Below are 13,602 nucleotides of genomic sequence, written 5' to 3' on the forward strand. Positions count from 1 at the left end.
GTGGCCGAGGGCGGCGCCACGGTGGTCACCGGCGCCGGCGCGGTCGAGCCGCTCGCGTCCGACGCCGGCCCGCAACCGCAGATCCGCCGTGGCACCGGCCAGGTCATCAACCAGGCCGCGGCCAGCGCGCCGCCACCCAACCTGGGCGGGTCTTCCGGCGCTGCCACGTTCAATTTCGAGGGCGAGTCGCTGCACGCCGTGGTCAAGGCGATCCTGGGCGACATGCTCGGCCAGAACTACGTGGTCGCGCCGGGCGTGCAGGGCACCGTGACGCTGGCCACGCCCAACCCGGTCAGCCCGGCCGAGGCGATCAGCCTGCTCGACCAGGTGCTGGGCTGGAACAACGCGCGCATGGTCTACAGCGGCGGCCGTTACAACATCGTCCCGGCCGACCAGGCGCTGGCCGGCAACGTCGCCCCGCGCACCGGCGGCGCCGCCAACGCCCGCGGGTTCGAGGTGCGGACGGTGCCGCTGCGCTACGTGTCGGCCGAGGAGATGAAGAAGATCCTCGAGCCCTACGCGCGTCCCAACGCGATCGTCGGCACCGACGCCGCGCGCAACGTGATCAGCATCGGTGGCACCCGCGCGGAACTGCAGAACTACCTGCGCACGATCGAGATCTTCGACGTCGACTGGCTGTCGGGCATGTCGGTTGGCGTGTTCCCCCTGCAGTCCGGCAATCCCGAGCGGGTGGTGGCCGACCTGGAGAAGGTGTTCGGTGAGGCGAGCAAGTCACCGGTCGCGGGCATGTTCCGCTTCATGCCGCTGGAAGGCGCCAACGCGGTGATGGTGATCACCCCGCAGGCCGACTACCTCGACGACATCCAGCAGTGGCTGGGGCGGATCGATGGCGGCAGCGGGACCCGGCTTTACGCCTATCCGCTCAAGTACATCCGTGCGCGCGATCTCGCCGACCGGCTGGCCGAGGTCTTCGGCGGTTCGTCTTCGGGTGGCGGCGGTGGCGACAGCGGCCCGCCGTCGCTGATGCCCGGGCTGGATTCGGTCGAGCTGCGCTCAGGCGAGGACGGCATGGCCAGCGCGACGATCGGCGGAAAGGGCGGCGATGCGTCCGGCGGCGGTACGGGCGGTGGCGGCGAGATGTCGCTCGGCGCGGCGCAGGACGGCAATGCGAGCGTCAGCCTGGAGGTCGACGGCGACGAGGTCGGCGTGTCCGCGGTCGAGGAGACCAACTCGCTGCTGGTGCGTGCCAGCCCGCAGGCATGGCAGTCGATCCTGGACGTGATCGGCCAGCTCGACGTGATGCCGATGCAGGTGCACATCGAGGCCCAGGTGGTCGAAGTGCAGCTCAGCGGCGCGCTGGAATACGGCGTCAACTGGTTCTTCGAGCGCGCGGTGACCGACAACGGGTTCCCCGACACCGTCGACCGCGACACGTGGAGCGGGCTGGCCGGCAGCATCGGGCGCGGCGTCAACAACCCCGGTGGGGTGGTCTGGGAATTCCTCGGCCGCAACGCGGCGGCGGTGATCAGCGCGCTCGACTCGGTGACCGACGTCAACATGCTGCAGACCCCGTCGGTGGTGGTGCGCAACAACGCCGAGGCGACGTTCAATGTCGGCAGCCGGATCCCGGTCGCGTCGGTGACCGTCAACCCCGGCATCGGCAACGACACCAGCTACAGCCAGGTGCAGTACCTCGATACCGGCGTGATCCTCAAGGTGCGCCCGCGGGTGACCCGCGACGGCATGGTGTTCCTTGACATCGTGCAGGAGGTCAGCGCGCCGGGCGGCGAGCCGGACCGCTTCGGCAACGTGCGCATCGATACCCGCAAGCTCAAGACCGAGGCGGCGATACAGAGTGGCGACACGGTGATGCTGGCCGGCCTGATCCGCGACAGCGTCAGCCGCGGCTCGTCCGGCTTCCCGGGGTTGAATCGTATCCCGGTGATCGGCGGGCTGTTCGGCACGCAGTCGTCGGCGACCCGTCGCGAGGAAACCATCGTGCTGCTGACCCCGACCATCGTGCGCAACCCGCTGGAAGCACGCGAACTGACCGACGAGTACGGCCGCCGCTTCCGCGCGCTGGAGCCGCTCCATCGCGAGCCGTGAGCCGTGGCGCTTGGTGAGGCGCGGCATGAAGTGAGGCGTGGCCCCGCCCATGGCTGAGCTGCCGATCGTGGTGTTGCCGGTCGGCAGCGACGACGTTGCGCTGGACGCCTGCCTGGCCGCGCTGGAGGCAGGCACGCCACCCGGCACCCGGCTGTGGCTTGCCGACGATGCCTGCGCGGGTCCGCGCGGCTGCGCGGTGATCGAACACTGGATGGCGCACACCCGGTTGCGCGCGGACTACACCCGGCGCCAGCGCACGATCGGCGAGGTCGCGCACCTGGACGAGGTGCTGATGGCCTGCGGCGACGCGGACGTTGCGGTGCTCGCACCCGACGCGGTGCCGCTGCCCGGCTGGCTCGAACGGCTGGCGGCCTGCCTGGCCAGCGACGGTTCGATCGCCAGCGCGACGCCCTGGAGCAACGCCGGCGAGACCGCCGGCTGGCCGCGGATCGGCGAGATATCACCGATGCCCCGCGACCCCGCGCGGCTGGCGCGTGCCGCCGCGCGGATGCCCCCCACGCACCCCGAATTGCCGGCCGCGGTCGGCCATTGCGTGCTGCTGCGTGGCAGCGCCCGCCAGCGTGCGCGCGGGCTGGATGCGGAAAGCTACGGCTCCTGGTGTGCGGGCCTGATCGACCTGTCACTGCGGCTGGCCGGCCTGGGCTGGCGCAACGTGCTGTGCGAGTCGGCGTTTGTCGCGCGCCCGGCAGAAGGCGTCCCGTTCGACGGCGACATGGACCGGCTTGCGGTGCGCTGGCCCGACTGGCATGCCCGCGTGGCCGGGTTCCTGATGCGCGACCCGCTGCGTGCGACCCGCGCCGAGCTGGCCGACCTGTTCGCGACGATCGGCCCGCCGGAGCCGCAGCCGGACCTGTTCCCGGCAACGGTCGACGACGGCCCTGTGGCCGCCTCCCCCGCGCGCCCATGACCGCCAGCACCGGACAGTCCATGGCCGGCGTCGATATCGGCGTGGTGGTGGTGACCCACCAGAGCGCGGCGACCCTGGACGAATGCCTGCACCGCCTGCGCGCAGCCGCGGGCGTGGCCGCGATCCGGGTGATCGACAACCAGTCCACTGACGACACCCTCGCCATCGCCCAGCGCCACGCCAGTGCGGACCCGCGGTTGCGCTTCGTTGCCAACCCGGACAATCCGGGCTTCAGCGTGGCCTGCAACCAGGGCGTGGCCGAACTGGCCACGGCGGCCGTGCCGGTCCACTGGCTGGCGTTCGTCAACCCCGACGCAATGGTCGAGGACGACACGCTGGTACGCCTCCTCGGCCTGGCCGGGGCCGGCGAGGTGCTGCTCGGCGCCGACCTGGTCGGCGAGGACGGCATGCGCGACCCGGCGGCGCGGCGGCGCGATCCCGATTTTGGCCGGATGCTCGCCGGCGGGCTCACGGCGCGGTCGATGCGAAGCACTGGCCAGCGCACGGGCATGGCGGTCGACTCCGACGATCGCCTCGACCTGCAGCCGGTCGATGCGGTGTCGGGGGCGCTGATGTTCATGCCGCACGCGTTGTTCGAGCGGATCGGCGGGTTCGACCCGGATTACCGCCTGCACGCCGAGGACCTGGACCTGTGCCGGCGCGCGCGGATGGCGGGTGCCACCGTGGCCGTGGCCAACCACGTGCGCGTGGTGCACGTACGCGGCGTGTCGAGCCGCTCGCGGCCGCTGTTCGTCGAATGGCACAAGCACCGTGGCCTGTGGCGCTATTTCAACCGGTTCGAGGCGCCGCGGCGGAGCCGGCCGATGTGCGCCGCGGTGTGGTCGGCGATCTGGCTGCGCTTCCCGTTCGCCGCCGCGCGTGCGTGGTGGCGCAGCCGGTAAACCCGCGGTCTGTAGGAGCGGCTTCAGCCGCGATCGTATGGCAGGACGCACGATCGCGGCTGAAGCCGCTCCTACAAGAAACATCACCCGATCACGGCAAAACCGCCATCACCGATACCGGTTGACCTGCTCCTTCAGCGCCTGCGCCGCGGCAGCCGCGGCATCGGCGAAGTCGTCCCCCTGCGAGGCGTACAGGATCGCGCGCGACGAGCTGACCATCAGGCCGGTGCCGTCGGCGGTACGGGCATTGCGCACTACCGCCTCGACGTCGCCGCCCTGGGCACCGACGCCGGGCACCAGGAAGGGCATGTCGCCCACGATGGCGCGGACCTCGCGCAGTTGTTCCGGCCAGGTCGCGCCGACCACCAGCGTGCAGTTGCCGTGGCCGTTCCAGTCACGCGCGATGGTCTCGGCCACGTGCTGGTAGAGCGGGCGCTGCGTGCCACCGGCGGCCTGCACCGGCAGGTCCTGCAGGTCGGCGGCGCCGGGATTGGACGTGCGGCACAGGATCACCACGCCGCGGTCGGCGCGGTCGAGGAACGGCTGGACCGAGTCGCGGCCGAGGTAGGGGTTGGCGGTCACCGCGTCGGCGGCGTACCGGTCGAAGGCTTCAGCGGCGTAGTGCCGGGCGGTGCTGCCGATGTCGCCGCGCTTGGCATCGAGGATCACCGGGATGCCCGGGTGCGCGGCGTGGATGTGGGCGATTAGCCGGGTCAGCGCATCCTCGGCGCCGAGCGCGGCGAAATGCGCGATCTGCGGCTTGAATGCGCACGCGTGCCCGGCGGTCGCGTCGACGATGGCGCGGCAGAATGCGAACACCGCGTCCGGGTCGCTGCCGAATCGGGCCGGGAACTTCGCCGGTTCCGGGTCGAGGCCGACGCAGACGAGCGAATCGGTGTTCGACCAGCGTTGCCGCAGTGCCTGCATGAATTCCATCGTCGTTCCTCGGTGTTGTCGACAGGCAGTGCGTCGCCACGATTGTAGGAGCGACGTGAGTCGCGACCCTGTACGGCGTCCCGGGCGTCCGCCGGGTCGCGACTTGCGTCGCTCCTACGAAGACCCGATGCCGAAAAGAACGCCCGCGTCGCCGCGGGCGTGCGTCGTTACTTCAGTGCCTTGAAACGCAGCCGGTGCGGACCGGCGTCGTCGCCGAGGCGGCGCTTCTTGTCTTCCTCGTATTCGCGGTAGTTGCCCGGGAAGAACTCCACGTGGCTGTCGCCCTCGAACGCGAGGATGTGGGTCGCGATGCGGTCCAGGAACCAGCGGTCATGGCTGATCACGAACACGTTGCCGGGGAACTCCAGCAGCGCGTCCTCGAGTGCACGCAGGGTCTCGATGTCGAGGTCGTTGGACGGCTCGTCGAGCAGCAGCACGTTGCCGCCCTGCAGCAGCGTCTTGGCCATGTGCAGGCGGCCACGCTCACCGCCCGACAGCGAGCCGACACGCTTCTGCTGGTCCTGGCCCTTGAAGTTGAAGCGGCCGATGTAGGCGCGCGACTGGATCTCGATGCCGTTGATGTTGAGGATGTCGCGCCCGCCCGACACTTCCTCCCACACGTTCTTGTCGCCCTCCAGCGCATCGCGGCTCTGGTCGACATAGGCCAGCTGCACGGTCGGACCGGTGACGATCTCGCCGGTGTCCGGCTTCTCCTGCCCGGTGATCATCTTGAACAGGGTCGACTTGCCGGCGCCGTTGGGGCCGATGATGCCGACGATCGCGCCGGGCGGCACGATGAAGCTCAGGTCGTCGATCAGCAGGCGGTCGCCGAACTTCTTGCTGACGTTGCGGAATTCCATCACCGAGTTGCCCAGGCGCTCGCCCGGCGGGATGAAGATCTCGTTGGTCTCGTTGCGCTTCTGGTAGTCGACCGCCTGCAGCTCGTCCAGCCGCGCCAGGCGCGCCTTGCCCTTGGAGCGGCCGCCCTTGGCGTTCTGCCGGGACCACTCGAGCTCCTTCTGGATCGCCTTCTGGCGCGCCTTCTCCTGCGACTCTTCCTGCTTGAGGCGCTCTTCCTTCTGGGTCAGCCAGTCGGTGTAGTTGCCCTTCCACGGGATGCCGCGGCCGCGGTCGAGCTCGAGGATCCACTCGGCCGCGTTGTCGAGGAAGTAGCGGTCATGGGTGACGGCCACCACGGTGCCGCTGTAGCGCGCCAGGAACTGCTCCAGCCACTCGACCGACTCGGCATCGAGGTGGTTGGTGGGTTCGTCCAGCAGCAGCATGTCCGGCTTCTGCAACAGCAGGCGGCACAGCGCGACGCGTCGCTTCTCGCCACCCGACAGCTTGCCCACCACCGCGTCCCACGGCGGCAGGCGCAGTGCGTCGGCGGCCACTTCCAACTGGTTCTCCAGGGTGTGCGCATCGCCGGCGGCGAGGATGGCCTCCAGGCGCTCCTGCTCCTTGGCCAGCGCGTCGAAGTCGGCGCCGTCCTCGGCGTAGGCCGCGTAGACCTTCTCCAGCTCGGCCTGGGCATTGAGCACCTCGCCGACGCCTTCCTCGACCGCTTCGCGCACGGTCTTCTCCGGGTCGATCTCCGGTTCCTGCGCCAGGTAGCCGACCTTGATGCCGGGCTGCGGGCGCGCTTCGCCCGAGAAATCGGTGTCCACGCCGGCCATGATCTTCAGCACGGTCGACTTGCCCGCGCCGTTCAGGCCCAGCAGGCCGATCTTGGCGCCGGGGAAGAACGACAGCGAGATGTCCTTGATGATCTGCCGCTTGGGCGGAACGGTCTTGCTGACGCCGTTCATGGTGTAGATGTATTGCGACATGGGTGCTCCGCAGGCGTGCGCCCGGCGGCCTGCGGGGCAGGGCCGGGGTGAGGGGGATTCGATAGCCCGCCATTATCGCGGATCGCGGCCGTGGCTGCATCGGGCGGGGCGCTGGCCGTTCAGAACCGGGGCGCCCCGGTCGGCGGGCCCGGAGCCTACCGGATGGCCCGGCGCCCCCGCCGGCGGCTAAACTCGACGCCACCCCACCTCACTCCCGGAGCGGCAATGTTCCCGCGCGACGCACGCATCGAAGGCTTTGATCCCGAACTCGCCCAGGCCATTGCCGACGAGCGCCAGCGGCAGGAAGACCACGTCGAGCTGATCGCCAGCGAGAACTACGCGAGCCCGCGCGTGATGGAGGCACAGGGCAGCGTGCTGACCAACAAGTACGCCGAGGGCTATCCGGGCAAGCGCTACTACGGTGGCTGCGAACATGTCGACGTCGCCGAGCAGCTCGCGATCGACCGGCTGAAGGAGCTGTTCGGCGCCGACTACGCCAACGTCCAGCCGCACTCGGGCTCGCAGGCCAACCAGGCGGTCTACCTCGCACTGCTGCAGCCGGGCGACACCATCCTGGGCATGAGCCTGGCCCATGGTGGCCACCTGACCCACGGTGCCAAGGTCAACATCTCCGGCAAGCTGTTCAACGCCGTCCAGTACGGCGTCAACGCCGACGGCCTGATCGACTACGACGAGATCCAGCGCCTGGCCACCGAGCACAAGCCGAAGATGCTGATCGGCGGCTTCAGCGCCTACTCGCAGAAGATCGACTGGGCGCGCATGCGCCAGATCGCCGATTCGGTCGACGCGATCTTCTTCGTCGACATGGCCCACGTCGCCGGCCTGGTTGCCGCCGGCGTCTACCCGAACCCGCTGCCGCACGCGCACGTGGTGACCTCGACCACCCACAAGACGCTGCGCGGCCCGCGCGGCGGCATCATCGTGGCCAAGGACCCGTCCGAGGAGCTGGTCAAGAAGCTGCAGAGCATCGTGTTCCCGGGCATCCAGGGTGGCCCGCTGATGCACGTCATCGCGGCCAAGGCGGTGGCCTTCAAGGAAGCGCTGGACCCGGAGTTCAAGGCCTACCAGCAGCAGGTCGTGAAGAATGCGCAGGCGATGGCGAAGGTGATCGTCGAGCGTGGCTACAAGATCGTCTCCGGCGGCACCGAGAACCACCTGATGCTGGTCGACATGATCGGCAAGGGCATCACCGGCAAGGATGCGGAGGTGGCGCTGGGCAAGGCCCACATCACCGTCAACAAGAACGCGGTGCCCAACGACCCGCAGAAGCCGTTCGTGACCTCCGGCCTGCGCATCGGCACCCCCGCGGTGACCACCCGCGGCTACCAGGAGGCCGACTGCGTCGAGCTGGCCAACTGGCTGTGCGACGTGCTCGACGCGCCCAGGGACGAGGCGGTGATCGCCCGCGTGCGCGACGCGGTCACCGCGCAGTGCCGCAAGTTCCCGGTGTACGGCTGAGCCGGCCGCCGCGGCCGGGCTGACCCTTTGCATTGCCCTTTCTGCCAGCACGCCGACACCCGCGTGATCGACTCGCGGGTGTCGGACGATGGCGCGACCATCCGCCGGCGCCGCGTCTGCGAGGCCTGTGGCGAGCGCTTCAGCACGCTGGAGACGATCGAGCTGAAGCTGCCGGTGATCATCAAGTCGGATGGTCGGCGCGAGGCGTTCGACGCGCGCAAGCTGCGCTCGGGCTTCGACCGTGCGCTGCAGAAGCGGCCGGTCTCGGAAGAACAGATCGAAGCCGCGGTGCGCGCGGTCGTGCACCAGTTGCGCATGACCGCCGAGCGCGAGCTGGCGTCGATGCGCGTCGGCGAGTTCGTGATGGCCGAGCTGCGCAAACTCGACCACGTCGGCTACGTCCGGTTCGCCTCGGTCTACCGCGCCTTCGAGGACGTGGCCGATTTCCGCGAGGAACTCGACCGCCTCGAGAACGACAACTCCGGCGAGGGGCAGTTGCCGCTGCTGGGCGGTGACGCCACCGCGCCGGGCAAGCCACGCAGGCGCTGAGCTCCGGCCGGCGTCGCACCAGGGAGTACCGATGTCCGACTTCACCGCCACCGACCACCTGATGATGGCCCGTGCGCTGCGCCTGGCCGAACGGGGCGCCTATACGACCCGACCCAACCCGATGGTGGGCTGCGTCATCGCGCGCGGCGACGAGGTGGTGGGCGAAGGGTTCCACCAGCGTGCCGGCGAGGCGCACGCCGAGGTGGTCGCCCTGCAGGCGGCCGGCGAGCAGGCTCGCGGCGCGACCGTCTACGTGACGCTCGAGCCGTGCGCGCACACCGGCCGCACCGGCCCCTGTGCCGATGCGCTGGTCGAGGCCGGGGTGGCGCGGGTCGTCACGGCCATGCGCGATCCGTTCCCGGAGGTCGACGGCGCCGGGTTCGACCGCCTGGTCGCCGCCGGCATCGACGTGGTCGACGGCCTGATGGAAACGGAGGCGCGCGAGCTCAACCGCGGCTACGTGTCGCGCGTCGTGCGCGGCCGGCCATGGGTACGGGTCAAGCTGGCGACCAGCATCGACGGGCGCAGCGCACTCGCCAACGGCGAGTCCAAGTGGATCTCCGGCGAGGCTTCGCGGAATGACGTGCAGCACTGGCGCGCCCGCGCCGGTGCCATCGTGACCGGTGCCGGCACCGTGCTGGCCGACGACCCCTCGCTCACCGTGCGGCTCGACGAAGCGCAACCGTTCGAGCCGCCGCTGCGGGTCGTGCTCGACCCGGGGCTGGCGACCGTCCACCGCGGCCGGGTGCGCGAGGGCGATGCGCCGACCCTGTACGTGCACGCGCCCCATACCAAGCTGGGCCGCGGGATCAGCGCGCAGTTGGCGGTGGTCGACGTCGAGCGGGGCCGTTTCGACCTCAACCGGGTGCTCAAGTTGTTGGCCGAGCGGGGGATCAACGAGGTCCAAGTCGAGGCCGGCGCGACGCTCGCGGCGGCGTTCCTGGATGCCGGGCTGGTGGACGAGCTGCTGCTGTATGTCGCCCCGGTGCTGCTCGGGTCCGAAGCGCGCCCCTTGTTCGACGGCCTCAATATCGAGCACATGGACGAGCGGCTGCAGATGGACATCGTCGACTCGCGCCAGCTCGGCGGCGACATCCGGGTGCTGCTGCGCCCGCGCGGCTGAACCCGGGCGCGCCGGCCGGACGCAGCGTTCCGCCGACGGGGCGGTCGCGGCGGGTCCCGGTGCTAGAATCGCCGCGCCGCCCAGGCGGCACCACCAACGTCTTCAGGGCGGGGCGAAACTCCCCACCGGCGGTAGGTCGCCCGGCTCCAGCAGCCACGACGAGCCCGCGAGCGCCGCCGGCAATCCAGCGCCGGGGGGTCAGCAGATCCGGTCAGATGCCGGAGCCGACGGTCACAGTCCGGATGAAAGAAGACGGCTCGCGCCCGGCACCCGCCGTGCGCCGGCCATGCCTTGTGGCGTTTTTCGCTCACCTTGCGGGAAACGTAGCCATGTCCAGCCCCACCCGAACCGATTTCGCCACCCACCCGCGGGAGGCGCGCTGATGTTCACCGGCATCATCGAGGGCGTCGGCCGGCTGGCCAGGCGCGAGGCACGTGGCGGCGACGCGCGCCTGCACATCGAGGCCGGCACGCTGCCGTTCGACAACGTGCGGCTCGGCGAGAGCATCGCGGTCAACGGCACCTGCCTGACCGTGGTGGCGTCCGCCGCCGACGGCTTCGAGGCCGACGCGTCCACCGAGACCCTCGCGCTGACGACGCTGGGCGCGTTGCCGGCCGGCGCAGCGGTCAACCTGGAGCGCGCGATGCGCCCGGACGATCGCCTCGGCGGTCACCTGGTCAGCGGCCATGTCGATGGCATGGGCACGGTCGAGTCGGTCACCGACGACGCGCGCGCGCAGCGCTGGCGCTTCACCGCCCCAGCCGGCGTGCTGCGTTACGTGGCGCGCAAGGGTTCGATCTGCGTCGACGGAGTCAGCCTGACGGTCAACGCGGTCGATGCCGACGGTTTCGAGGTCGCCCTCGTCCCGCACACCGTCGCCCACACCGCGTTTGCCACCACCCGGCCGGGCGACCCGGTCAACCTCGAGGTCGACCTCGTCGCCCGCTACGTCGAGCGCCTGCTCGCCACCGGAGAACAACCATGAGCTTCGCCCCCGTCCCCGAACTGCTCGAGGAGATCCGCGCCGGCCGCATGGTCGTGATCGTCGACGACGAGGACCGCGAGAACGAGGGCGACCTGATCATGGCCGCCGAGCTGGTCAAGCCGTCCGACATCAACTTCATGGTCACCCACGCGCGCGGGCTGGTCTGCCTGTCGTTGACGCGCGAGCGCTGCGCCCAGCTCGGGCTGCCTCCGATGGTGCGCGACAACACCTCGGCCCACCACACCAACTTCACCGTCAGCATCGAGGCGGCCGAGGGCGTCACCACCGGCATCAGCGCGTACGACCGGGCCCACACCATCCGCACCGCGGTGCGACCGGACGCGGCGCCGCGCGACCTCAGCCAGCCCGGCCACATCTTCCCGCTGCAGGCCCAGCCCGGCGGCGTGCTCAACCGTGCCGGCCACACCGAGGCGGCCGCCGACCTGGCGCTGATGGCCGGTCTGGAACCGGCCGGCGTGCTGGTGGAGATCCTCAACGCGGACGGCACCATGGCGCGGCGCCCGGAGCTGGAGCGGTTCGCCGCCGAGCACGGGCTGAAGATCGGCTCGATCGAGGAGTTGATCCGCTATCGGCTCGAGACCGAACACACGGTCGNATGGCCGGTCTGGAACCGGCCGGCGTGCTGGTGGAGATCCTCAACGCGGACGGCACCATGGCGCGGCGCCCGGAGCTGGAGCGGTTCGCCGCCGAGCACGGGCTGAAGATCGGCTCGATCGAGGAGTTGATCCGCTATCGGCTCGAGACCGAACACACGGTCGAGCGGGTCGATGCGCGCGAGATCCAGACCGACCATGGCCCGTTCCAGCTGGTGACCTATCGCGACCGGCTCAGCCACGGGCTGCATTTCGCGCTGCTGCGCGGCCGGCCCGACCCGGCGACGCCGACGCTGGTCCGGGTGCATATGCAGAACCCGCTGAGCGATGCGCTGCACTGGCGCCGCGCGGATTTCGGCCCTGCGGTGGGCGACGTGCTCGCGACGATCGCCGCCGAAGGGTGTGGTGCGCTGGTGCTGCTCGGCGAGGGCGCCGGGCCCGACGCCCTGCTGGCCCGCATCCGCGAACAGCCCGAACCCGACGGCAAGCCTGCGCGTGGCCAGGCGCTGAGCGAATGGCGGCGCAACGGTGCCGGTGGCCAGATCCTCGCCGACCTCGGCCTGGGCAAGCTCCGCGTGCTGGGCACACCGCGCAAGCAGATCGGCCTGGCCGGCTTCGGCCTGGAAGTGGTCGAGTACGTGTAGCGCCGATCCGGTCACGCGCACCATCGCACCGCCGCGTCGGCAGGTCCGGGCCGCCGGGCCCCGCTGCCCAAGCCGGCTAAACTACCCCTCCAATCGCCACCGACCCGCCCATGCCCCATATCGAAGGCGACCTGCGCAGCCCCCCGGGCGCGCGCTTCGCGATCATCGCCAGCCGCTGGAACCCCCGCATCACCGATACCCTCGTGGCCGGCGCGCGCAAGGCGTTCGCCGACCATGGCGTCGCCGAGGACGCGGTCGACGTGGTCCGGGTACCGGGTGCGTGGGAGCTGCCGCTGGTGGCCGCGCGGCTCGGCCAGGCCGGGCGCCATGCCGGCATCGTCGCGCTGGGGTGCGTGGTCCGCGGCGACACCCGCCATTACGAGCACGTCGCCGACCGCTGCGCGGAAGGCCTGATGCGCGCGCAGATCGACCACCGGGTGCCGGTCAGCAATGGCGTGCTCGCGGTCGAGCGGTTCGAGGATGCCGAGGCGCGTGCCGGCGGCAACCACGGCAACAAGGGCGAGGAAGCCGCGCAGGCGGTGATCGAGATGGCCCACCTTCTGGAGCAACTGGCATGAACCGACGTCGCGCCGATGGCATCGACCCCGTCGCCCGCTCGCGCGCGCGTCGCCGCGCGCTGCAGGCCGTCTATGCCTGGCAGCTGTCGGGCGCCAAGGTGCGCGAGGTGGTCGCCCAGTTCGCCCACGAGCAGGCACGCGAAGTGGCCGACCTGGCCTACTTCGAGGACCTGGTGCACGGCGTGCACGACCACCGCACCGACATCGACGGCGCGCTCGCGCCGTTCCTCGACCGCGAGATCGAGCAGGTCGACGCGATCGAGCGCGCGGTGCTGCGCATCGCCGCCTACGAATTGCGCCACCGGCCCGACGTGCCGTACCGGGTGGTGATCAACGAAGCGATCGAGACCGCCAAGCGCTTTGGCGCCGAGCACGGGCACACCTACGTCAACGGCGTGCTCGACCGCGCCGCGGCGGAGTGGCGCGCGGTCGAGGCGCAGGCGCCGCGCGACCGCTGACCCCGTCGACGTCATCGAGGTAGCGCGATGGAATTCGGGCTGATCGAACGCATCCGCGCCCGCGTCGCCACCCGTGACGACGTGGTCCTGGGCATCGGTGACGACGCCGCCCTCCTGCAACCGCCGCCGGGCGCGCAGCTGGCGATCGCGACCGACACGCTCAACGTGGGCGTGCACTTCCCGCCGGGGACCGCCGCCGCCGACATCGGTTGGAAAGCGCTGGCGGTCAACCTGTCCGACTTGGCCGCGATGGGCGCCGAGCCGGCCTGGTGCACCCTGTCGCTGTCCTTGCCGGAGCCGGACCCGAGCTGGCTGGACGGGTTCCTCGACGGCTTCCTCGACCTCGCGGCGCGCCACCGCATCGCACTGGTCGGCGGCGACACCACGCGTGGGCCGCTGTCGGTATGCGTGACCGTGCACGGTCTGGTGGCACCCGGCCGCGCGCTGCGGCGCGACGGTGCGGTCGCCGGCGACGACATCTGGGTCAGCGGGGGGCTGGGCGACGCCGCG

The 13,602-nt window shown here is 70.8% G+C and carries 12 protein-coding genes, 2 pseudogenes and 1 riboswitch; of the genes and pseudogenes, 12 read left to right on the plus strand and 2 right to left on the minus strand.

The window, feature by feature from the left end:
* From gspD to ACKVMH_RS10130, 3 genes are all read left to right on the plus strand, one after another.
* A partial coding sequence (gspD, locus tag ACKVMH_RS10120; RefSeq protein WP_412700189.1) for a type II secretion system secretin GspD occupies positions 1–2,067 on the plus strand: 2,067 nt, incomplete at its 5' end.
* Positions 2,068–2,116: 49 nt separating this feature from the next.
* Positions 2,117–2,995, plus strand: coding sequence for a glycosyltransferase family 2 protein (locus ACKVMH_RS10125; protein ID WP_412700190.1), 879 nt, complete (start codon positions 2,117–2,119; stop codon positions 2,993–2,995).
* 20 nt (positions 2,996–3,015) lie between these two features.
* Positions 3,016–3,897, plus strand: a complete 882-nt coding sequence (locus ACKVMH_RS10130) for a glycosyltransferase (protein ID WP_412700199.1) — start codon at positions 3,016–3,018, stop codon at positions 3,895–3,897.
* A gap of 108 nt (positions 3,898–4,005) precedes the next feature.
* On the opposite strand, the gene pyrF is transcribed toward ACKVMH_RS10130, so the two are convergent.
* Complete coding sequence (gene pyrF / locus ACKVMH_RS10135) at positions 4,006–4,833, minus strand: orotidine-5'-phosphate decarboxylase (RefSeq protein WP_412700191.1); 828 nt, start codon at positions 4,831–4,833, stop codon at positions 4,006–4,008.
* 167 nt (positions 4,834–5,000) lie between these two features.
* Complete coding sequence (ettA, locus tag ACKVMH_RS10140; RefSeq protein ID WP_412700192.1) at positions 5,001–6,662, minus strand: energy-dependent translational throttle protein EttA; 1,662 nt, start codon at positions 6,660–6,662, stop codon at positions 5,001–5,003.
* 225 nt (positions 6,663–6,887) lie between these two features.
* Between ettA and glyA the strand changes: the two genes are divergently transcribed.
* The 9 genes and pseudogenes from glyA to thiL form a co-directional block, all read left to right on the plus strand.
* Entirely contained in the window at positions 6,888–8,141 is a 1,254-nt protein-coding gene (glyA, locus tag ACKVMH_RS10145; protein WP_412700193.1) for a serine hydroxymethyltransferase, read from the plus strand.
* Between the two features lie 27 nt (positions 8,142–8,168).
* Positions 8,169–8,690: a transcriptional regulator NrdR gene (gene nrdR / locus ACKVMH_RS10150; protein WP_412700194.1), complete on the plus strand. Its 522-nt coding sequence runs from the start codon at positions 8,169–8,171 to the stop codon at positions 8,688–8,690.
* A gap of 31 nt (positions 8,691–8,721) precedes the next feature.
* Positions 8,722–9,813 carry a bifunctional diaminohydroxyphosphoribosylaminopyrimidine deaminase/5-amino-6-(5-phosphoribosylamino)uracil reductase RibD gene (ribD, locus tag ACKVMH_RS10155; RefSeq protein ID WP_412700195.1) on the plus strand — a complete coding sequence of 364 codons (1,092 nt, stop codon included), beginning with the start codon at positions 8,722–8,724 and terminating at the stop codon, positions 9,811–9,813.
* A 94-nt stretch (positions 9,814–9,907) separates the two neighbouring features.
* Positions 9,908–10,071, plus strand: a riboswitch (FMN riboswitch).
* A gap of 124 nt (positions 10,072–10,195) precedes the next feature.
* Positions 10,196–10,798, plus strand: coding sequence for a riboflavin synthase (locus ACKVMH_RS10160; protein ID WP_412700196.1), 603 nt, complete (start codon positions 10,196–10,198; stop codon positions 10,796–10,798).
* Positions 10,795–11,336, plus strand: a pseudogene (gene ribB, locus ACKVMH_RS10165) (3,4-dihydroxy-2-butanone-4-phosphate synthase); the annotation flags it as partial. The gene ACKVMH_RS10160 and the pseudogene ribB, both read left to right, overlap by 4 nt.
* Positions 11,337–11,414: 78 nt before the next feature.
* A pseudogene (locus ACKVMH_RS10170) lies at positions 11,415–12,056 on the plus strand (3,4-dihydroxy-2-butanone-4-phosphate synthase); the annotation flags it as partial.
* Between the two features lie 110 nt (positions 12,057–12,166).
* Positions 12,167–12,634 (plus strand): 6,7-dimethyl-8-ribityllumazine synthase, encoded by a 468-nt coding sequence (gene ribH / locus ACKVMH_RS10175; RefSeq protein ID WP_215218755.1) that lies wholly within the window; start codon positions 12,167–12,169, stop codon positions 12,632–12,634.
* A complete protein-coding gene (gene nusB, locus ACKVMH_RS10180) occupies positions 12,631–13,092 on the plus strand; it encodes a transcription antitermination factor NusB (protein WP_412700197.1) in 462 nt (153 codons plus the stop codon). Before ribH ends, nusB begins: the two co-directional genes overlap by 4 nt.
* Before the next feature lie 27 nt (positions 13,093–13,119).
* The coding region (thiL, locus tag ACKVMH_RS10185; protein WP_412700198.1) for a thiamine-phosphate kinase at positions 13,120–13,602 on the plus strand (483 nt) is incomplete at its 3' end.

Source organism: Lysobacter zhanggongensis (assembly GCF_046638635.1).
In the GTDB taxonomy this organism is placed as follows: domain Bacteria; phylum Pseudomonadota; class Gammaproteobacteria; order Xanthomonadales; family Xanthomonadaceae; genus Novilysobacter; species Novilysobacter luteus.